The sequence below is a fragment of the Xanthomonas campestris pv. asclepiadis genome (genome assembly GCF_020784175.1).
In the GTDB taxonomy this organism is placed as follows: domain Bacteria; phylum Pseudomonadota; class Gammaproteobacteria; order Xanthomonadales; family Xanthomonadaceae; genus Xanthomonas; species Xanthomonas campestris_D.
The window spans coordinates 40,864-60,976 of the sequence record NZ_JAJGQM010000028.1 but is presented as its reverse complement, the minus strand read 5'-3'; the positions used below and the strand labels follow the sequence as shown (position 1 = coordinate 60,976).

Annotated in this window: 15 protein-coding genes; 8 read left to right on the top strand and 7 right to left on the bottom strand. The window is 64.3% G+C overall.

Translation table 11 applies throughout. The annotated features are described in order from the left end of the window. Positions 1-33: 33 nt before the first annotated feature. The 3 genes from LL972_RS13550 to LL972_RS13540 are packed head-to-tail and all read left to right on the top strand — an operon-like array spanning position 34 to position 3,980. A complete protein-coding gene (locus tag LL972_RS13550) occupies positions 34-1,170 on the top strand; it encodes an HD-GYP domain-containing protein (protein WP_029219717.1) in 1,137 nt (378 codons plus the stop codon). A 1-nt stretch (position 1,171) separates the two neighbouring features. Beyond that, a complete protein-coding gene (locus tag LL972_RS13545; RefSeq protein WP_228328036.1) occupies positions 1,172-1,798 on the top strand; it encodes an RpfH protein in 627 nt (208 codons plus the stop codon). A gap of 7 nt (positions 1,799-1,805) precedes the next feature. Next, the gene (locus LL972_RS13540) at positions 1,806-3,980 is read left to right on the top strand and encodes an ATP-binding protein (RefSeq protein WP_228328035.1); all 2,175 of its coding nucleotides are present in this window, start codon (positions 1,806-1,808) and stop codon (positions 3,978-3,980) included. A gap of 13 nt (positions 3,981-3,993) precedes the next feature. Here the strand turns inward: LL972_RS13540 and LL972_RS13535 are convergent, their stop codons facing one another. Then, positions 3,994-4,863: a crotonase/enoyl-CoA hydratase family protein gene (locus LL972_RS13535; protein WP_228328034.1), complete on the bottom strand. Its 870-nt coding sequence runs from the start codon at positions 4,861-4,863 to the stop codon at positions 3,994-3,996. Between the two features lie 180 nt (positions 4,864-5,043). After that, positions 5,044-6,726 carry a long-chain fatty acid--CoA ligase gene (locus LL972_RS13530; protein WP_228328033.1) on the bottom strand — a complete coding sequence of 561 codons (1,683 nt, stop codon included), beginning with the start codon at positions 6,724-6,726 and terminating at the stop codon, positions 5,044-5,046. 94 nt (positions 6,727-6,820) lie between these two features. Between LL972_RS13530 and LL972_RS13525 the strand changes: the two genes are divergently transcribed. Continuing rightward, positions 6,821-7,273 carry a nuclear transport factor 2 family protein gene (locus LL972_RS13525; RefSeq protein ID WP_228328032.1) on the top strand — a complete coding sequence of 151 codons (453 nt, stop codon included), beginning with the start codon at positions 6,821-6,823 and terminating at the stop codon, positions 7,271-7,273. Positions 7,274-7,481: 208 nt separating this feature from the next. On the opposite strand, the gene acnA is transcribed toward LL972_RS13525, so the two are convergent. Continuing rightward, positions 7,482-10,250 (bottom strand): aconitate hydratase AcnA, encoded by a 2,769-nt coding sequence (gene acnA / locus LL972_RS13520; protein WP_228328031.1) that lies wholly within the window; start codon positions 10,248-10,250, stop codon positions 7,482-7,484. Between the two features lie 151 nt (positions 10,251-10,401). Between acnA and LL972_RS13515 the strand changes: the two genes are divergently transcribed. From LL972_RS13515 to LL972_RS13500, 4 genes are all read left to right on the top strand, one after another. Continuing rightward, positions 10,402-10,650, top strand: coding sequence for an AbrB/MazE/SpoVT family DNA-binding domain-containing protein (locus tag LL972_RS13515; protein ID WP_016903180.1), 249 nt, complete (start codon positions 10,402-10,404; stop codon positions 10,648-10,650). After that, positions 10,647-11,057, top strand: coding sequence for a type II toxin-antitoxin system VapC family toxin (locus tag LL972_RS13510; protein ID WP_016903181.1), 411 nt, complete (start codon positions 10,647-10,649; stop codon positions 11,055-11,057). Before LL972_RS13515 ends, LL972_RS13510 begins: the two co-directional genes overlap by 4 nt. 48 nt (positions 11,058-11,105) lie before the next feature. Beyond that, positions 11,106-13,697, top strand: a complete 2,592-nt coding sequence (gene acnB / locus LL972_RS13505) for a bifunctional aconitate hydratase 2/2-methylisocitrate dehydratase (protein WP_228328030.1) — start codon at positions 11,106-11,108, stop codon at positions 13,695-13,697. 196 nt (positions 13,698-13,893) lie between these two features. Continuing rightward, positions 13,894-14,772, top strand: coding sequence for an alpha/beta fold hydrolase (locus LL972_RS13500; protein WP_228328029.1), 879 nt, complete (start codon positions 13,894-13,896; stop codon positions 14,770-14,772). Between the two features lie 290 nt (positions 14,773-15,062). Here LL972_RS13500 and LL972_RS13495 read toward each other — a convergent pair whose 3' ends face one another. Genes LL972_RS13495 through LL972_RS13480 form a run of 4 tightly spaced genes read right to left on the bottom strand, consistent with a single transcriptional unit; the run spans position 15,063 to position 19,932 of the window. After that, positions 15,063-17,390: an EAL domain-containing protein gene (locus LL972_RS13495; RefSeq protein WP_228328028.1), complete on the bottom strand. Its 2,328-nt coding sequence runs from the start codon at positions 17,388-17,390 to the stop codon at positions 15,063-15,065. Between the two features lie 6 nt (positions 17,391-17,396). Beyond that, a complete protein-coding gene (locus tag LL972_RS13490; protein ID WP_228328027.1) occupies positions 17,397-18,473 on the bottom strand; it encodes a protein-glutamate methylesterase/protein-glutamine glutaminase in 1,077 nt (358 codons plus the stop codon). After that, positions 18,470-19,066 (bottom strand): chemoreceptor glutamine deamidase CheD, encoded by a 597-nt coding sequence (gene cheD / locus LL972_RS13485; protein ID WP_024937701.1) that lies wholly within the window; start codon positions 19,064-19,066, stop codon positions 18,470-18,472. Before cheD ends, LL972_RS13490 begins: the two co-directional genes overlap by 4 nt. Continuing rightward, positions 19,063-19,932 carry a CheR family methyltransferase gene (locus LL972_RS13480; protein WP_228328026.1) on the bottom strand — a complete coding sequence of 290 codons (870 nt, stop codon included), beginning with the start codon at positions 19,930-19,932 and terminating at the stop codon, positions 19,063-19,065. The genes cheD and LL972_RS13480 overlap by 4 nt, the downstream gene beginning before the upstream one ends. Positions 19,933-20,113: the final 181 nt, after the last annotated feature.

The window sequence follows — 20,113 nt, the reverse complement described above, 5'->3', positions numbered from 1 at the left end:
CTTTTCCGTTCTCGGGATAGAGGAGCAACGGCTATGCAGGATGTTTTGGGTAATCTTGCCGGCGTATCGTCGGCTGATCCATCGGGAAGCTGGTCGGAAAAGGCGGATCTGGGATTGAACATCGTCATTGTCGATGACCAGATGTCTGCGCGGACGATGCTGCGTCACGTCATCGAGGACATCGCACCGGAATTGAAGGTCTACGATTTCGGCGATCCGCTCGACGCGTTGGCGTGGTGCGAGGCCGGGCGGGTGGATCTGTTGCTGCTCGACTACCGCATGCCGGGCATGGACGGCCTGGAGTTCGCCCGGCGTCTGCGCCGGCTGCCCAGCCATCGCGATATCCCGATCATCCTGATCACCATCGTCGGCGACGAGCCGATCCGCCAGGCCGCGCTGGAAGCGGGTGTGATCGACTTCCTGGTCAAGCCGATCCGCCCGCGCGAACTGCGCGCACGCTGCGCCAATTTGCTGCAGTTGCGTCAGCAGAGCGAAAGCGTCAAGCAACGCGCGTTGTCGCTGGAACAGCGTCTGCTGGCCAGCATGAACGAGGTCGAGGAGCGCGAACGCGAGACGTTGTCGCGGCTGGCGCGCGCCATCGAGTACCGCGACTCCGGGACCAGCGCCTTCCTGGAGCGCATGTCGCACGTGGCCGGCCTGATCGCCGAGCAGCTCGGATTGTCCGAGGAAGAAGTGCGCATCATCGAGATGGCCGCGCCGCTGCACGACATGGGCAAGATCGCCATTCCCGATGCGGTGCTGCTCAAGCCGGGCAAGCTCACCGACGACGAGATGAGCATCATGAAACGGCATCCGCGGATCGGCTACGAGCTGCTCAGCGGCAGCCAGAACCGTTTCATCCAGGTCGGCGCCTTGATCGCGTTGCGTCACCACGAGCGTTACGACGGCACCGGCTATCCGGATGGACTGGTCGGCGAGGCGATTCCGCTGGAAGCGCGCATCGTGGCGGTGGCCGACGTCTTCGACGCGCTGCTGTCGCCGCGCCCGTACAAGGAGGCATGGACCATGGATGCCGCGCTGGCCTATCTGTATGCACAACGCGGTCGCCTGTTCGACCCGCGCTGCGTGGACGCGTTGCTGCGCGGTCGCGCGCAGCTGGATCAGATCTGCGGCGAATTCTCGACCGCATCGGCACGACCCGGGGTGTGAGGTGAGGGCGGCGCTTGGCCAGCTGCGTGACCGACTCGCTCGGCGTCCCGACAGCGAGCATGGTCAGGCGCTGGTGCGCATCGTGTTGATTCTGCTGATCCTGGTCTATGCGCTGACCTTCGCTCAACAGTGGCAGGTCTCCAGGCACCAGCTGCAGCAGCTGTTCTGCCTGATCGCAATCGGTCAGGGGATCGCGCTGGTGCTCTTTGGCTGGATTGTTGCAAACCCACGGCGCTCGCATCTGCGTCGCACGCTAGGGATGCTGTCCGATTACGGCTTGATCGGGCTGGCGATGACCTGGATGGGGGCGCCAGTGGCATTCTTGTATGTCGTGTTGCTTTGGATAACGATCGGCAATGGGCTGCGGTTCGGTAGCGAGGCTCTGCACAACGCAGTGGCCATGGCCACGCTCAGCTTCGGCACAACGTTGGCCAACAGTAGCTATTGGCAGGGTCGGTTTGGCTTGGCGATCGCGCTGCTGGGTGCGTTGATCGTCATTCCTATGTCATTGTTGCGTACGCTGCGCGAGCACGACCAGGCGATCATTGGGCCGCCGCCCGCTGCAGGTATCGACGCTGCGACGCAGCACGGAAGGATCCCAACCCCATCGACGCCACCGCGCGTCTGAGGCGTCTATGAAGTTTCCACTGCCATGGTTGAAGCAACGTCTGTCAGGACGGGCGGACACGGAGCACGCGCAAAATCTGGTCCGTATCATCATCACCACCCTGTTTATTTCTTACCTGGGCTGGCGCTACCAACATACGCATGGCGACACGCTGGTTGCCACTTGGTTGATCCTGGTGGGCGAGCTGGTGGTGTCGCTTGGCCTGATGGTGGCGATCCTGCTGCGACCGCAGGTGTCCCACACGCGGCGCCTGATCGGCATGCTGCTGGATTACACCTGCACCGGTGCCATCATGGCGATCCAGGGCGAGCCTGCCTCACCGTTGTACGCAGTGTGCATGTGGGTGACCATCGGCAACGGTCTGCGCTATGGCAGCAACTATCTGCGCGCCGCTACGGCAATGGGTAGCCTGTGTTTCCTCAGCGCCATCCTGATTTCACCCTATTGGAAAGCCAATCCATACCTGAGCTGGGGCTTGTTGCTGGGCCTGATCGCCGTGCCGCTGTACTTCGATTCGCTGTTGCGTGCGATGACACGGGCGGTGCGCGAGGCGCGTCATGCCAATCAGGCAAAGAGCCGTTTTCTGGCCAACATGAGTCACGAATTCCGCACGCCGCTCAATGGGCTGTCGGGCATGACCGAAGTGCTGGCAACCACGCGCCTGGATGCTGAGCAGAAGGAGTGCGTCAACACCATCCAGGCGTCGGCACGCAGCCTGCTGTCGCTGGTCGAAGAAGTGTTGGACATTTCAGCGATCGAGGCCGGCAAGATTCGCATCGACCAGCGCGATTTTTCGCTGCGTGAGCTACTCGGCGCGATTGGACTGATCCTGCAGCCGCAGGCCAGGGCGCGAGGCTTGCACTACAGCACCCAGGTTGCTGCCGACGTTCCCGATTTGCTTAAGGGTGACACTGGTCATCTGCGGCAGGTCCTGCTCAACATCGTGGGCAATGCCGTCAAGTTCACCGAGCAAGGCCATGTGCTGCTGCGGATCACGCGAGTGTCCGCCGGCAGCGCGCTGCGACTGCGGTTCGATGTGGAAGACACCGGCATCGGGGTGCCGCTGGATATGCGGTCGCGGCTGTTCGACGCGTTCGAGCAGGCTGACGTTGGCCTGTCGCGGCGTTACGAGGGGACCGGGCTTGGCACCACCATCGCCAAGGGGTTGGTGGAGGCAATGGGCGGCAGCATCGGGTTCAAGGAGAATCAGCCCAGCGGTAGCGTGTTCTGGTTCGAACTGCCGATGGCGATCGGCGCACCTGTACAGGCGGCACCCGCACAGGTGTCTGGCGGCGCACTCGTGGGAACGCAAGACGAACTGGAAGCCTCCAACGTCATCGCATTCTCCAATCCGTTTCTGCGTCATCGCGCGCGCGTGCGCAGCATGCGCATGCTGGTTGCCGACGACCACGAAGCGAACCGCATGGTGTTGCAGCGGTTGCTGGAAAAGGCCGGGCACAAGGCGAGGTGCGTCAACGGCGCCGAGCAGGTGCTGGACGCGATGGCTGAGGAAGATTTCGACGCGGTGATCGTGGATTTGCACATGCCGGGCATGAACGGCCTGGACATGCTCAAGCAACTACGCGTGATGCAGGCCAGTGGCATGCGCTATACCCCGGTGGTCGTGCTCAGCGCCGATGTCACTCCCGAAGCGATTCGTAGCTGCGAACAGGCGGGAGCGCGTGCCTTTTTAGCCAAGCCGGTGGTGGCGTCCAAGCTCCTGGATACGTTGGCGGATCTGGCTGTCAGTACGCGGGCCTTGGCCACGCCAACCGCGAGCGTACAGATTCCGGCCACCTTCGAAGGTGTACTCGATTCCAGTGTGCTCGATGAGTTGGCCTCGCTCGGAATGGGCGACGAGTTCGAACGTCAGTTCGTACGGCAATGTCTGGAAGATGCGCAGAACTGCGTAGAGGCAATCGAGCGCGACGGTACGCGCTCGGACTGGGAGCAGTTGCGTGAAAGTGCACACGCGCTGCGGGGGGTGGCGAGCAACCTGGGATTGGCCCAGGTTGCCAGCAATGGCGGTGAGCTGATGCGCATGGCCGACTGGCAACTGCAGGCGGAGTGGCGGCAACGGCTGTCTGGATTGCGCGAGCAACTGAAGGCCGGTAGGGACGCACTCGACTCACGCATGCAGCATGTCGAGGACGGCGAGCGCTCCCCCCTTGGCAGCGAATAAGACCCCTGGCGCATCAGCCCGCGTCGATCCCTGAGCGGCGCGACTGCGCACGCACCAGGCGGTCCATGGTGCGCAGCGATTTCTCGCCGAGCTGCATCGCGGTGTCCACCCAGATCTCGGTGATGCGCATCATCTCCTGTAACGGCACGGCGGTTGTCATTTCGCGTACCTGCTGCATCGCCGCCCAGGCGTGTGGGGTGCGCTTGCTCTCGCGGATCACCTGTTCCACAGCTGCCACGCCCTGGCCACGCGGCACGACGCGATCAATCAGCCCCATACCGAGCAGTTCCTCGGCCGAATACAGATTGCCGTCGAGCATGATCTTTTGAGCCAGCTGTGCACTGACGCGCTGGCACATGAAAGAGTAGGCGCCCATGCCCGGGAACAGATCGAACAGCACCTCCGGCAAACCCATCATCACGCCTTCCTCGGCAATGATGGTGTGGCAGCTCAGCGCTGCTTCGAACCCGCCGCCGAGTGCATTGCCCTGGACCAATGCGATGCTGTGCGCACGCGCGCCGAGGCCGACGTGGAACGCATGCACTCCACGCACGCAGCGCTGCGCATAGTCGAGCAGGCGTGCACGGTCGCCTTCGCGGATCAGCTGGCAGAACAGCGCCAGATCGCCTCCCAGATTGAATACGTCGCTGTCCGATGCCAGCACCACGTGCGGTGACAGCACGCCAGCAGTCTTCAGCCGCTGACCGAGGTTGGTCTGATAGCCGGTGATGTCATCGACCAGTCGCGACGAGAAGCAGGCAGGTCCCGGATTGGTGGCCAGGTCGGCATGCATGTGGATCCAGTACACGTCACGCTGCGGTTCTTCGATGATGCGTAGGGTCGAGCCGATGTTGGTGCGAATGAAAGGTTGAACTGCAGACATGGTGGTTCTCCGTGAAGACCGTCCGGCCGGCCGCCTTACGGACGGAGAGTGAGATGAAAAAAGCGTGCGCCGACGTCCGATTCTATGCGTGCAAAAGCAGACGCCCGCAAGCCTGGCGGCAGTGCGGGCGTTTGATGGCAGCCGGGTGGCTGTCGATCTGCGCTGGCGCCGTTGGATTAATTAGCCCTTGGGCGCATCCCGCAGTTCGCGGCGCAGGATCTTGCCGACGTTGGTTTTCGGCAGCTCCTTGCGGAATTCGATCACGCGCGGCTGCTTGTAGCCGGTCAGGTTGGCGCGGCAGTGCGCCTTGACGGCATCGGCGGTCAGGGCAGGGTCCTTCTTCACGATGACAGCCTTGACGATCTCGCCGGACTTCTCGTCCGGTACGCCGACGGCGGCCACTTCCAGCACGCCGGGCATTTCGGCAATCACGTCCTCGATCTCGTTCGGGTAGACGTTGAAGCCGGACACCAGGATCATGTCCTTCTTGCGGTCGACGATGTAGACAAAGCCCTGCTCGTCCATCCGCGCGATATCACCGGTATGCAGCCAGCCGTCGGCATCCATGACCTTGGCGGTTTCTTCCGGCTTCTTCCAGTAGCCCTTCATCACCTGCGGGCCCTTGATGCACAGCTCGCCGATCTCGCCCAGCGGCAGCACCGCGCCGGCGTCGTCCTTGATGCAGGCATCGGTGGACGGAATCGGCAGGCCGATCGAGCCGTTGTAGTCCTTCAGGTCCATCGGGTTGATGCAGGCGGCGGGCGAGGTTTCGGTCAGGCCGTAGGCCTCGACCAGAGTCAGGCCGGTGACCTTTTTCCAGCGTTCGGCGACCGAACGTTGCACCGCCATGCCGCCGCCGAGGGTCATCTTGAGCGACGAGAAATCCACCTGGTCAAAGCCGGGGGTATTGAGCAGGCCATTGAACAGCGTGTTGACGCCGGTGAAAGCGGTGAAGCGGGTCTTCTTCAGTTCCTTGACGAAGCCGGGCATGTCGCGCGGATTGCTGATCAGGTGATTGCAGCCGCCGATCTTCATGAAGACCAGGCCGTTGGCCGTCAATGCAAAGATGTGGTACAGCGGCAGCGCGGTGATCACCACCTCGGCGCCTTCTTCCAGCTTGCCGGTGCCGGCGAGCCACTGGTGGGCTTGCTGCATGTTGGCCACCAGATTGCGGTGGGTGAGCATCGCGCCCTTGGCCACGCCGGTGGTGCCGCCGGTGTACTGCAGGAAGGCGATGTCGTCGGGCTCGATCTGCAGCGTCGGCACGCTGTGCTTGCGGCCCAGCGCCAGTGCATCGCGAAAACGGATTGCGCCCTTGATGCGGTAATCCGGTACCAGCTTCTTGACGTATTTGACGACGAAATTGACCACCGCCGCTTTCGGGAAGCCGAGCATGTCGCCCAGGCCGGTAGTGATCACCTGCTTGACCGGGGTGTCGGCGATGACCTGCTGCACGGTGGTGCCGAAGTTGTCGATCACCACCAGCACGCTGGCGCCGGAGTCGATCAGCTGATGCTTCAGCTCGCGCGGGGTGTAGAGCGGATTGACGTTGACCACGGTCAGGCCGGCGCGCAGGATGCCGAAGGTGGCCACCGGATACTGCAGGCAGTTGGGCATCATCAAGGCGACGCGGTCGCCTTTCTTCAACTGCAGTTCGCCAAGCAGATAGGCGGCGAATTGCTCGACCAGCTGATCCGCTTCGCGATAGGTGATGGTCTTGCCGAAGCTGTGATACGCGGGGCGGTCGGCAAACCGCTTGACCGAGGTGGCGAACACCTCTGCCACGGTACGGAACTGCTCCAGATCGATCTCGGCGGCGACGCCGGCCGGATAACTTTGCAACCAAGGACGTGCCTGATTCATCTGCCCCCCTCCAGGGTGTTCGGTACGTGACGCGGTGTGTTCCACGGCACTACAACAGCTGGCAGCATACCGTCATGCATGGAAAAGGCGAAGCGTGACGCGGGGCAGCATTCAAGCGCGGTGGCGTGTCGGGTGGGTCGGCATTTGCGTCGTGGCCTTGATCGCTTGCACACGTGCTGCACCGGAACAACGGCTGCGCGCAACGCTGGAGACGATGCATCAGGCGATCGAAGCGCGCGACATCGGCGAGGCGATGGCGCCGGTGGCCGAGGATTTTGTCGGCCAACAAGGACTGGACGCAGCCGGCCTGCGGCGATTGATGCAGCTGCAGATGCTGGGCAATCGCAGCATCGGTGTGACTCTGGGGCCGGTGGATATGCAACTGCGCAATGACATCGCAAGCGCGCGTTTCACCGCGCTGCTGACCGGCGGCAGCGGGCGCTGGCTGCCCGAGCAGGCACAGACCTACCAGGTGACCACCGGCTGGCGCCTGCAGGACGGCGACTGGCAGCTGTATCACGCGCAATGGGAGCCGACGGGGCGCTGATACGGCGCTTCTGATGCGTGCATCGCCAGGCGAGCGCGGCCGGTGCCTGTTGGAGGCACATCTGCCCGTCGCGCTGCGTTCGCGCGCACCGTCTCTCTGCATCTGACAATTGCTCACTTGTCCGGCGTGACAAAGTTCTGACCGCCCAAAACGACACTCCCGCCAGGCGGCGGGAGTGTCATTACGCTTGTATCGCAGCGCTCTGCAATCAGGCCGCCTTGCGTGCAGCCAGTTGGCGCAGCACGTACTGCAGCAGACCACCGTGCTTGAAGTACTCCACTTCCTTGGGCGTCAGCAGCAGCACCTTGACCTGGAACTGCTTGACGCTGCCGTCGGACTTTCTGGCATCCACCGTGGCACGGCGGCTAGCGCCGTCCTGCAGGCCGGTGATGTCCAACACTTCCGAACCATCCAGGCCCAGGGTCTGCGCGTTTTCGTTCTCGAGGAACTGCAGCGGCAGCACGCCCATGCCGACCAGGTTGGAGCGATGGATACGCTCGAAGCTCTCGGCGATCACCGCCTTGACGCCGAGCAGGTTGGTGCCCTTGGCCGCCCAGTCGCGCGAGGAGCCGGTGCCGTATTCCTTGCCGGCCAGCACCACCAGCGGCACGCCGTCGGCCTTGTACTTCACTGCCGCATCGTAGATCGCCAGTTTTTCCGGCGCGGCGCCGTCCTTTCCGTAGTACAGCGTGTTGCCGCCTTCTTCGCCGCCGAACATCAGGTTCTTGATGCGGATGTTGGCGAAGGTGCCGCGCACCATTACGTCGTCGTTGCCGCGGCGGCTGCCGTAGCTGTTGAAGTCGGCCGGCTGCACGCCGCGCTCCTGCAGGAAGCGACCCGCCGGCGAATCCTTCTTGATGTTGCCGGCCGGCGAGATGTGATCGGTGGTGATCGAGTCGCCGAACAGGCCCATGATGCGTGCACCATGCACGTCCTCGACATGGCCCACCTGCATGGTCATGCCATCGAAGTAGGGCGGGTTCTTGATGTAGGTCGAGGCCGCGTCCCATTCGTACAGCGCGCCATCCGGGGAGGCGATGGTGTTCCAGCGGCTGTCGCCCTTGAACACGTCGGCATAGTTCTGCTTGAACATCTCCGGGCCGACGGTGGCGGCGATGGTGTCGCCGATTTCCTTGTTGCTCGGCCAGATGTCGCGCAGATACACCGGTTGCCCGTCGCTACCGGTGCCCAGCGGGTCGGTGGTGAGGTTGATGTCGGTGGTACCGGCGATCGCATACGCCACCACCAGCGGCGGCGAGGCGAGGTAGTTCATCTTCACTTCGGGATGCACGCGGCCTTCGAAGTTGCGGTTGCCCGACAACACCGAAGACACCACCAGATCGTCCTTGGCGATCGCCGCAGACACATCGTCCGGCAGCGGGCCGGAATTGCCGATGCAGGTGGTGCAGCCGTAGCCGACCACGTAGAAACCGAGCTTTTCCAGGTCGGCAAGCACGCCGGCCTTGCTCAGATAATCGGTGACCACGCGCGAACCCGGCCCGAGCGAAGTCTTCACCCACGGCTGCGCCTTCAGCCCCTTGGCCGCCGCGTTACGCGCGAGCAGGCCGGCCCCCAGCATCACTGCCGGATTGGAGGTGTTGGTGCAGGAGGTGATCGCGGCAATCACCACCGAGCCGTCGCGCAGCTGCCAACCAGCGCCGCTGTCGGTGGAACTCTCGGCTTGCGCCGCCTTGGCGCCGACTGCAGTGCCGCCGCCGCCTTCGTTCTTCAGGCGGTCTTCCTGCTTGATGTCGGTCAGGCGCTTGCTGCGCGCGTCCACGAACGGCTTGAGGCTCTCGCGGAAGTTGGACTGCATGTCTTCCAGCAGCACGCGGTCCTGCGGGCGCTTGGGGCCGGCCAGCGACGGCTTGACCTCGCCCATGTCCAGCTCCAGCGTGGCGCTGTACTGCGCCGGCGGGGTGTTGACGTCGTGCCACAGGCCTTGCGCCTTGGCATAGGCCTCGACCAGCGCGATCTGCTCCTCGCTGCGGCCGGACAGGCGCAGATAGGTCAACGATTCTTCGTCGACCGGGAAGATGCCGCAGGTGGCGCCGTATTCCGGTGCCATGTTGCCGATCGTGGCGCGGTCGGCCAGCGGCAGATGCTGCAGGCCTTCGCCGTAGAACTCCACGAACTTGCCGACCACGCCGGCCTTGCGCAGCATCTGGGTGACGGTGAGCACCAGGTCGGTGGCGGTGGCGCCTTCAGGCAGCTTGCCGCTGAGCTTGAAGCCGACCACCTGCGGAATCAGCATGGAGGACGGCTGCCCAAGCATCGCGGCCTCGGCCTCGATCCCGCCCACGCCCCAGCCCAGCACGCCGATGCCGTTGATCATGGTGGTGTGGCTGTCGGTGCCGAACACGGTGTCCGGGTAGGCGATCTGTGTCCCGTCCTTGTCCGCGCTCATCACCACGCGCGCCAGGTTTTCCAGGTTCACCTGGTGGACGATGCCGGTGTTGGGCGGCACCACCTTGAAGTTCTCGAACGCCTTCTGACCCCAGCGCAGGAAGCCGTAGCGTTCCTGGTTGCGCTGGAACTCGATCTTGCCGTTGAGGTCGAGCGCATCGGCCGAGCCGAACACATCCACCTGCACCGAGTGGTCGATGACCAGCTCGGAGGGAATCTGCGGGTTGATCTGGTCGGCGTTGCCACCGAGCTTGACCACGGCATCGCGCATCGCGGCCAGGTCGACCACGCACGGCACGCCGGTGAAGTCCTGCAGCACCACGCGAGCCGGCATGAAGGCGATTTCGATATCGGGCTCGGCCTTGGGGTCCCAGGTGGCGACCGCTTCGATATGGTCCTTGCCGACGGTGACGCCGCCGTCCTCGTGCCGGAGCAGGTTCTCCAGCAGGATCTTCATCGAATAGGGCAGGTGGCCGATCTCGAAGCGCTCGCCCAGCTTCGGCAGGCTGTAGTACTCGTAGCGCTTGCCGTGGACCTCAAGCGAGGTACGGGTGGAAAAGGAATCGCTCATGCATCACTCCTATGGCTGCAGGCTGTAGGTCTGTTTGGAACAGTGTGACCAATTCAGTGTGTACGTTCGGTTGCAGGACAGGGTATGTGGTCTTGAGTACGACAAGTCAAGTATGTAAAATCGCTGCATACTTTCTGCCGGGGCCACCTCCATGGAAGCCACAGTTGCCGAACGCGGGCAGATCACGCTGCCCAAGGCCGTGCGCGATGCCCTGGGCCTGACCAAGGGCACCACGCTCAAGATCGAGCTCGACGGCGGGCGCATCATCCTGCGCAAGGACGTCAGCGAGGCGCTGCGCAAGGTGCGCGGCAAGTTCAAGCTGGTCGACGGGTTGACCAGTACCGACGAAGCCATGCGTGCCATCCGTGGCCGCGCGCCCGGGGATCCGTTCGACCCATGATCGCCCTGGATTCCTCGGTGCTGCTCGACATCCTGGTCGGCGATGCGGTCTACGGCGAGGTGTCGGAGATCTGCATCGGCGATGCGCTGGCGCGCGACGAGGTGGTGGTCTGCGATGCGGTGGTGGCCGAGGTGCTGGCCATGCTCGATACCCAGGTCGACCTGATGGAAACCCTGGCCTCGATCGGTGTGCGGTACGAAGCCACCCAGGAAGCGGCGGCGGTGCGCGCCGGCCATATGAACAAGCGCTTCCGCGCGCGCGGCGGCAAGCGCGAGCGGGTGGTGGCCGATTTCCTGATCGGCGCCCACGCGATGCTCCAGTGCGACGGGTTGATCACCCGCGACGAGGGCTTTTTCCGCGACTACTTCAAGGGTTTGAAGATCGTTGTCCCCAAACCCGCACGCTGATCCACGTTTCGCGTTTACACATTCACTGTTGTCTTTCGGAGAATCCGCATGTTGGAAGCCTATCGCCACCACGTTGCAGAGCGCGCCGCGCTCGGTATCCCGCCGCTGCCGCTGACCGCGCAGCAGACCGCCGAGGTCATCGAGCTGCTGAAGGCTCCGCCGGCGGGCGAAGAAACATTCCTGGTCGAGCTGCTCAGCCAGCGCGTGCCGGCCGGTGTCGACGACGCTGCCAAGGTCAAGGCCTCGTACCTGGCAGCGGTGGCGTTCGGCACCGAAAAGACCGCGCTGATCAGCCCCACGCGTGCGACCGAGCTGCTCGGCACCATGCTGGGTGGCTACAACATCCAGCCGCTGATCGACCTGCTCGACAACACCGAGCTGGGCGCCACCGCCGCCGAGGCGCTCAAGCACACCTTGCTGGTGTTCGACGCCTTCCACGACGTGCAGGAAAAGGCCGAGGCCGGTAACGCGCACGCCAAGGCCGTGCTGCAGAGCTGGGCCAATGCCGAGTGGTTCACCAGCAAGCCGGAAGTGCCGCAGAGCATGACCGTCACCGTGTTCAAGGTGCCCGGCGAGACCAACACCGACGACCTGTCGCCGGCCCCGGATGCAACCACGCGCCCGGACATCCCGCTGCACGCGCTGGCGATGCTGAAGAACGCCCGCGACGGTGCAGCCTTCGTGCCGGAAGAAGACGGCAAGCGCGGCCCGATCCAGGCCATTGCCGATCTCAAGGACAAGGGCCATCTGGTCGCCTATGTGGGCGACGTGGTCGGTACCGGTTCCTCGCGCAAGTCGGCCACCAACTCGGTGCTGTGGTGGACTGGTGAGGATATTCCGTACATCCCGAACAAGCGCTTCGGCGGTGTGTGCCTGGGCAGCAAGATCGCGCCAATCTTCTACAACACGATGGAAGACGCCGGTGCGTTGCCGATCGAGCTGGACGTGTCGCAGATGGAGCACGGCGATGTGATCGAGCTGCGTCCGTATGACGGCAAGGCGCTGAAGAACGGCCAGGTGATCGCCGAGTTCGCGATGAAGTCGGATGTGTTGTTCGACGAAGTGCGCGCCGGTGGCCGCATTCCGTTGATCGTCGGCCGCGGCCTGACCGCGAAGGCGCGCGAGTTCCTGGGCCTGCCGGCCTCGGACCTGTTCCGTCTGCCGATGGACCCGCCGGACACCGGCAAGGGCTTCTCGCTGGCGCAGAAGATGGTCGGCCGCGCGTGTGGCTTGCCGGAAGGCCAGGGCATGCGCCCGGGCACCTATTGCGAGCCGAAGATGACCTCGGTGGGCTCGCAGGACACCACCGGCCCGATGACCCGCGACGAGCTCAAGGACCTGGCCTGCCTGGGCTTCTCGGCCGACTTGGTGATGCAGTCGTTCTGCCACACCGCCGCCTATCCGAAGCCGGTCGACGTCAAGACCCACCACACCTTGCCGGAGTTCATCTCCACCCGTGGCGGCGTGTCGCTGCGTCCGGGCGATGGCGTGATCCACAGCTGGCTCAATCGCATGCTGTTGCCCGACACCGTCGGCACCGGTGGCGACTCGCACACGCGTTTCCCGATTGGCATTTCGTTCCCGGCCGGCTCCGGCCTGGTGGCGTTCGCGGCTGCCACCGGTGTGATGCCGCTGGACATGCCCGAGAGCGTGCTGGTGCGCTTCAAGGGTGAGATGCAGCCGGGTGTGACCCTGCGCGACCTGGTCAACGCGATCCCGCTGTACGCGATCAAGGACGGGCTGCTGACCGTGGCCAAGCAGGGCAAGAAGAACATCTTCTCCGGCCGCATCCTGGAAATCGAAGGCTTGCCGAACCTGAAGGTGGAGCAGGCGTTCGAACTGTCCGACGCCTCGGCCGAGCGTTCGGCGGCCGGTTGCACCGTGCACCTGGACAAGGCGCCGATCATCGAATACCTGACCAGCAACATCACGCTGCTGCGCTGGATGATTGCCGAAGGCTATGCCGATGCACGCACGCTGGGCCGCCGCATCAAGAAGATGGAAGAGTGGCTGGCCGATCCGCAGCTGCTGCAGCCCGATGCCGACGCCGAATACGCCGCCGTCATCGAGATCGACCTGGCCGACATCCACGAGCCGATCGTGGCGTGCCCGAACGACCCGGACGACGTCAAGACACTGTCCGACGTGGCCGGCGCGGCGATCGACGAGGTGTTCATCGGTTCGTGCATGACCAACATCGGTCACTTCCGTGCCGCCGCCAAGTTGCTGGAAGGCAAGCGCGATATCCCGACCCGTTTGTGGGTTGCGCCGCCGACCAAGATGGACGCCTCCGAGCTGACCAAGGAAGGTCATTACGGCACCTTTGGCGCGGCCGGTGCGCGCATGGAAATGCCGGGCTGCTCGCTGTGCATGGGCAACCAGGCCCAGGCACGCGAGGGCGCCACGGTGTTCTCCACCTCCACGCGCAACTTCCCCAACCGTCTCGGCCGCAACACCAACGTGTACCTGGGTTCAGCGGAACTGGCCGCGATCTGCTCACGCCTGGGTCGCATCCCGACCAAGGATGAGTACATGGCCGATGTGGGCGTGATCAAGACCAGTGGCGATCAGATCTACCGCTACATGAACTTCGATCAGATCCAGGAATATCAGGACGTGGCCGACACCGTCGCTGCCTGATCCAGCTGGTTGATCACGTGTTCGAAAACGCCCGGCAATGCCGGGCGTTTTTCGTTATTCGGGCGATGTCTTCGTTTTAGCTGCGCAATGCCGGGAGTTAAGGCAATCGCAGTTAACTCGCCTGTCGCATTGCAACAAAAATCTGAAGTGGGGAGGTCTAGAGTGGCGCCGCTCCCATTCGCTCTCATGATCTCCAATGCCCACTTGCACGATCGCTGGTCAAACGCTGCACTACGCACAATACGGTCAAGGGTTTCCGGTATTGCTTGGCCACAGTTATCTCTGGGATGCGGCCATGTGGGAGCCGCAGATCCAGGCGCTGTCGCAGCACTATCGGGTCATCGTTCCCGAGTTGTGGGGACACGGACAATCGGCAGCATTGCCGGCGGGCACGCAGACGGTGGGCGATCTTGCCGAGCAGATGCTGCTGTTGCTGGATGCATTGGAACTGCCACATTGCGCGGTGGTCGGTTTGTCGGTCGGTGGCATGTGGGGCGCCGAGCTGGCGCTGCTGGCACCGGAGCGCGTGCGCAGCCTGGTGTTGATGGATACCTTCCTGGGTGCCGAGCCGCAGGCCACGCAAACGCGTTATTTCGGTCTGCTCGATGCAATCGAAGCGGCAGGGCAGGTGACGCCTGCGTTGATCGAGGCGATCGTGCCGATCTTCTTCCGTCCCGGGATCGATCTGAATTCCGCGCTGCCGGCTGCGTTTGCGCAGCGCCTGGCGGCGATGTCGGCCGAGCAGTTGCGCACATCCATCGTGCCGCTGGGCCGGCTGATCTTCGGGCGCGCGGATCGCCTGCAGGCGATGTCTGCGCTGAATCCGGCCAGCACGTTCCTGCTCGGCGGCGCAGACGATATTCCGCGGCCGCCGGAAGAGCTGTGGCTGATGGCCGAGGTGATCGGTTGCGACTACGAGCTGATTCCCGACGCCGGGCATATCGCGTCGCTGGAGAATCCGGCGTTCGTCACCGCGCAGTTGTTGGGATGGTTGAAGCGCACGGTGGCATCGGATTCGACGCGGATGGAAAGGCGCGCGCTTGAAGGCGGTGGTCAGGCTGAGGCATCGCCCTGAATGGTGTGGTGCTGATCTGGTGAGTCAGCAGTACGCCATGTGCTGCTTGCAGCCATGAGCACCGACCATCCGGACTGGTCCTTGCCCGCTCACCGTCGCGGGACCTTGAGCGGCATGGATGCCGCGCCAGAGCCTACAGGACGTACTTGCGGCGTGTCCCGCGAGGGTGGGCGGGCAAGGGCCCTGCACCGAAGCACCAGATCAGACGCTTTGCGTTCGCTGTTCGACATTCTCCAGCCTGAGCTCAAGAACACCTGCTTTTGGGCTCTGCCACGGACACCGAAGCCGCGCTAAGGCTGCGCGCCCAACCAGGCTTCCAGTGCCGCTGCCGGCAATGGCCGCGAAAACAGATAGCCCTGCAGCACTTCGCAGCCGAGATCGGCGAGGAACAGGCGCTGTGCTTCGTTTTCCACGCCTTCGGCAACCACGTGCTTGCGCAAATGCTCGCCGATGCGCAGCACGGAGGTGGTGAGGGCGCGGGCGTCTTCGCTGTGTTCGATGTCGCGCACGAAGCTCATGTCCAGCTTGAGCTCGTCGATCGGCAGACGATGTAGATGGCTCAGGCTTGAATAGCCGGTGCCGAAGTCGTCCAGCGATAACGAGATGCCGGCTTCGCGGATGGCGTGCAGGTTCTCCAGCACGCCCGGCTGCCCGGAGAGCATCACGCTCTCGGTCATTTCCAGTGTGAGGTCGGAGGGCTGCGCGCCCATGTCGGCGATCAGGCGCAGCAGGTCGCTGAGCATGCGCGGGCTTTCGAAGCTGCTCGCCGACAGATTCACCGACACGCGTGCCACCGGCACACCACGATTGCGCCAGTCGGCGATCTGCCGACAGGCGCTGCGCAGCACCCAGTCATTGAGCTGCGGCATCATGCCTTGCTCTTCGGCCACGGGCAGGAAACGCGCTGGCGAAATGGCGCCCAGCTGCGGATGATTCCAGCGCAATAGCGCTTCCACGCCGTACAGCGCGTGCGGCGCGGCGCTATGCAATTGCGGTTGATAATGCAGCTGCAGCTGATCGCGGCCGATGGCCTGGCGCAGCTCCGCTTCCAGCGCAACGCGCTCCTGCGCCATGCGGTTCATGTCGGAACTGAAGAAGCGGAACCGGCCGCCGCCTTCCTGCTTGGCGCGATTCATGGCCAGATCGGCATGCCGCAGCAGGATGTTGATGTCGCGCCCGTCCTCGGGAAACATCGCCACGCCGATGCTGGCGGACGGATGCACGGTCATGTGCCCGACCGGCAGCGGCCTGGCAATGGTGCCCAGCACACGTTCTGCGGCGGCACTGGCCTGCTCGGCGCTGCATTGCGGCAGCGCGAGTGCGAACTCGTCGCCGGCCAGGCGCGCCAGCATGGCGGTGGCGGTCAGCTGTTCGCCGATGCGCAAGGCGATGTCGCGCAACAGTCCATCGCCGGCGGCATGGCCCTGGCTGTCGTTGATCAATTTGAAGCGGTCGATGTTGATGAACATCAACGTGGCCGGTTCGCCGGCATATTCGGCCTGCGTCAATGCTTGCTCGGCGCGTGCGCTGAACATGATGCGGTTGGGCAGGCCGGTCAGCGCATCGTAGAACGCGAGCTGATGCACGCGTTGGCGGATCTGTTCGCGCTCCAGTGCCAGCGTGCACAACTGCTGGCACAGATCGGTGAGGCGCACGTGCCAGGCATCGGCACGCTGCGCCTTGCGGTAATACAGCGCGAAGGTACCGAGCACGCGTGCGCTGTTGGAGCGGATCGGCGTGCTCCAGCACGCGCGCAAGCCCATCGGCAGCAACAGTTCGCGGAATTGCGCAAACAGCGGGTCGGTGGCGATGTCTTCCACCATCACCGGGCGGCCGCGCCAGGCGGCCGTGCCGCAGGCACCTGCACCCGGCGCGATCTTCAACCCGTTGACCGCATCGGCATACTCCGGCGGCAGGCTGGGGGCGGCCAGCGAATGCAGGCAGCCTTGATTGTCCGCGCTCATGACCGTGGCCAGCACATCCGGCGCGATGCGCTCGACCTCGGTACAGATCAGCGTCATGACCTCGATCAGCGGCCGCTCCTGCACCAGGGCCTCGAGTACGCGGTGCTGCAGCACCTCATGCATCTTGGTGTCGGTGATGTCGGTCAGCACCGCCACGTAATGCGATGGCAGATGCCTAGCGTCGTAGATCGGGTTGAAGTTGAGCGAGATCCACAGCGGCGTGCCGTCCTTGCGGTACACCAGCAGGTCGGCCTGGGTCTGCTGCAGCGCGTCGGCACGGTCACGGATGCGCGCCACTTCTTCCTGGTCGCTCTGCGCGCGGGTGAGCACGTCCGAGGGACGCTTGCCCACCAGTTCGGCCTCGGTATAGCCGAACATGCGCTGGAAGCCATCATTGGCATAGAGCAGGCGCGATTGCAGATCGCAGATCAGGATCGCACTGCTGCTGCCGTCCAGCGCTTCGGCCAGCACGCGCGAGCGGGTGGCGTCGGGATGTTCGTCTGGCCTGGTCATGCCACCGGTGACCGGGCCGGCCTTGATCGTCCCGGGGTGTGTCGCGTTACTTGCCGGCGCATCCGCCGTCGCCAGCGACGCGGTGTCCGCGACGCCGGGGACCGCCGCCGGTTCGGTCGGATGCGGGGGACGGGACTTCATGCCGGATCAGCGTGCCTGCGCCGACAGCGCGATCAGGCGCTCGGCCACGCGGTCCAGCGGCACCACTTCCTGCGCGGCACCGAGCTTGTAGGCGGCACCGGGCATGCCCCACACCACGCTGCTGGCTTCGTCCTGCACCAGCGTGGGCGCGCCGGCCTGCAGCATTTCCAGCAGGCCGCGTGCGCCGTCGTCACCCATGCCGGTGAGGATGGCACCGACCGCATTCGGGCCGGCGTTGGCGGCGACCGAACGGAACAGCACGTCCACCGCCGGCTTGTGGCGGTTGACCGGCGGGCCGTCGTCGATGCGGCAGCGCCAGCGCGCACCGTCACGGATGATGCGCAAGTGCTGGCCGCCCGGCGGCAGATAGGCGTGGCCGGGCAGGATCGCCTCGCCATCACTGGCCTCGCGTACCGACATCGCCGAATGGCGATTGAGGCGTTCGGCAAAGGCGGTGCTGAAGCTGGCCGGCAGATGCTGGGTCATCACCACCGCCGGTGCATCGGCGGGCATGTGCTCGAGCACCACGCGCAAGGCTTCGGTACCGCCAGCCGAGGCGCCGATGGCGATCAGGCGGTCGGTGGTGCGGAAGCGCAGCGCGCTGCCCGGCACCGGCGCGGACTGCATGTCCAGGGTGAGCTTGGGCGCGCTGGGACGATTGAGCGCGCTGACCTTGGCCTTGGAGGCCATCTTGACCTTGCTGACGATTTCTTCGGCGTAGCCTTCCAGCCCGCGGGCGACGTCGATCTTGGGCTTGGAGACGAAATCCACCGCACCCAGCGACAAGGCCTGCAAGGTGGTGTCGGCGCCACGCTCGGTCAGCGAGGAGATCATCACCACCGGGGTGGGGCGCAGGCGCATGAGGTTTTCCAGGAACACCAGGCCGTCCATGCGCGGCATTTCCACATCCAGCGTGATCACGTCCGGATTGAGGCGTTTGATCTTTTCGCGTGCCAGGATCGGGTCGGCGGCCGAGCCGATCACCTCGATACCGGCATCGCGCGAGAGGATTTCGGTCAGCATCTGACGTACGACCGCCGAGTCGTCGACGATCAATACACGCACAGGGGTTTCCAGCGTCATTCGAACAACTCCACTCCACCGGTAACCGGTGCTTTGGACAGACGGGCGCGCACGGCCGATTCGGCGGCGGCGACTTCGGCTTCGTGTGCATGCGGCAAACGCTGCACGACCACGCGTCCGGTCGTCGGGAAGAACCACACCTTGCGCGGATGGATGCCGCACAGATCTTCGGCAATGATGGGAATGTGTTCGGCCTGCAGGTACTGGCGCACGAACTCGGCGTTGCGGGTGCCGACCGGATTGCTGGTGAAGCCCTTGAGCACGTTGGCGCCACCGAAGACCTTGGCTTCGATGCGTTTGCGATGCGCGCCGCGCTTGAGCATGTCGTTGATCAGCAACTCCATCGCATAACTGCCGTAACGCGCGGGTGCGCCATCGCCGACCTGGCCCTCCGGCAACAGGAAGTGATTCATGCCGCCGATCTTCAGGACCGGGTCGCGCAGGCAGGCGGCAACGCACGATCCCAAGGTGGTCGTCAACGCGGTGTCGTCGTCGACCACCAGGTACTGGGTGGGCAGCAGCTTGGCGGTGATGGTCTGGAACCGCGAATCGCGGTAGCGCATGACATCGTCGACCTGCACGGCGGTACTCATGCAGACGCTCCGGCGCGCGGGCTGCGCCGATACAGCGTGCGCCCGCACGGCTGGATCAGATCGGCCGCGTGCAGGTAGTTCTCCGAATGCCCGGTGTAGAGCAGACCGTCGTCGCCCATATGGCTGACCAGCCGCGACAGGATGCCGCGCTGGGTCGGCTTGTCGAAATAGATCATCACGTTGCGGCAGAACAGCGCCGCGTACGGGCCGCCGACGTCGTAACGCGGTGCCAGCAGGTTCAGCTGGCGGTATTCGATGAGTTGGCGCAACGCCGGGATGACCCGGCACTTGCCTTCGTTGGGGCCGCTGCCGCGCTGGAAGTACTTGCGCTTGATCGATGCGTCCAGCGAGGCAACCCGGTCGATGGCGTAGACGCCGCGCGAGGCGGTTTCCAGTACCTGGGTGTCGACGTCGGTAGCGACGATGCTGACCGGCGGGGTCAAGGTGCCGAAGGCTTCGCAGGCGGTGATGGCGATGGAGTAGGGCTCCTCACCGGTCGAGGCCGCGCACGACCAGATCTTCAACGGTGCCTGCGAGGCGCGCTTTTGCAGTTCTTCGCGCAGCTTGTCGAAGTGGTGCGGCTCGCGGAAGAACGAGGTCAGATTGGTGGTCAGCGCGTTGGTGAACGCCTGCCATTCCTCGTCGTCGTTGCCTGCTTCCAACTGGTCCAGGTAGTCGCGGAAAGAGCGCAGGCCGAGCACGCGAAGACGACGCGACAACCGGCCATACACCATGTCGCGCTTGGCCGGAGCCAGGGCGATGCCGACACGCTGATAGATCAGGTCGCAGACGCGCTTGAAATCGCGGTCGCCAAAATCAAATTCGCGTGTGTCTGAAGCGGAAGTCGAGGTGGTCGTCATATCCATAAGCGTCGTGAGCTATTACTGGATATCGGCCACGTGGTCATGCAACTGAAGCACCAATCGGTGCCTTGCAGAAGGTCGGGTTCGCTTCTGCTGCCTGCAACCGCGTTGGCGGGGCATTGGGCGCTGCCAATGCGCTGCGCTGGCTGCAGATATACAAAGCCCCGGCGGTGCCGGGGCTTTG

Coding starts and splice junctions, on each gene's coding strand:
- LL972_RS13515 (WP_016903180.1), top strand. CDS start 10,402: ATGGAAGCCACAGTTGCCGAACGCGGGCAGATCACGCTGCCCAAGGCC.
- LL972_RS13500 (WP_228328029.1), top strand. CDS start 13,894: ATGCCCACTTGCACGATCGCTGGTCAAACGCTGCACTACGCACAATAC.
- cheD (WP_024937701.1), bottom strand. CDS start 19,066: ATGAGTACCGCCGTGCAGGTCGACGATGTCATGCGCTACCGCGATTCG.
- LL972_RS13535 (WP_228328034.1), bottom strand. CDS start 4,863: ATGTCTGCAGTTCAACCTTTCATTCGCACCAACATCGGCTCGACCCTA.
- LL972_RS13495 (WP_228328028.1), bottom strand. CDS start 17,390: ATGAAGTCCCGTCCCCCGCATCCGACCGAACCGGCGGCGGTCCCCGGC.
- LL972_RS13510 (WP_016903181.1), top strand. CDS start 10,647: ATGATCGCCCTGGATTCCTCGGTGCTGCTCGACATCCTGGTCGGCGAT.
- LL972_RS13540 (WP_228328035.1), top strand. CDS start 1,806: ATGAAGTTTCCACTGCCATGGTTGAAGCAACGTCTGTCAGGACGGGCG.
- LL972_RS13530 (WP_228328033.1), bottom strand. CDS start 6,726: ATGAATCAGGCACGTCCTTGGTTGCAAAGTTATCCGGCCGGCGTCGCC.
- LL972_RS13550 (WP_029219717.1), top strand. CDS start 34: ATGCAGGATGTTTTGGGTAATCTTGCCGGCGTATCGTCGGCTGATCCA.
- LL972_RS13490 (WP_228328027.1), bottom strand. CDS start 18,473: ATGACGCTGGAAACCCCTGTGCGTGTATTGATCGTCGACGACTCGGCG.
- LL972_RS13480 (WP_228328026.1), bottom strand. CDS start 19,932: ATGGATATGACGACCACCTCGACTTCCGCTTCAGACACACGCGAATTT.
- acnB (WP_228328030.1), top strand. CDS start 11,106: ATGTTGGAAGCCTATCGCCACCACGTTGCAGAGCGCGCCGCGCTCGGT.
- acnA (WP_228328031.1), bottom strand. CDS start 10,250: ATGAGCGATTCCTTTTCCACCCGTACCTCGCTTGAGGTCCACGGCAAG.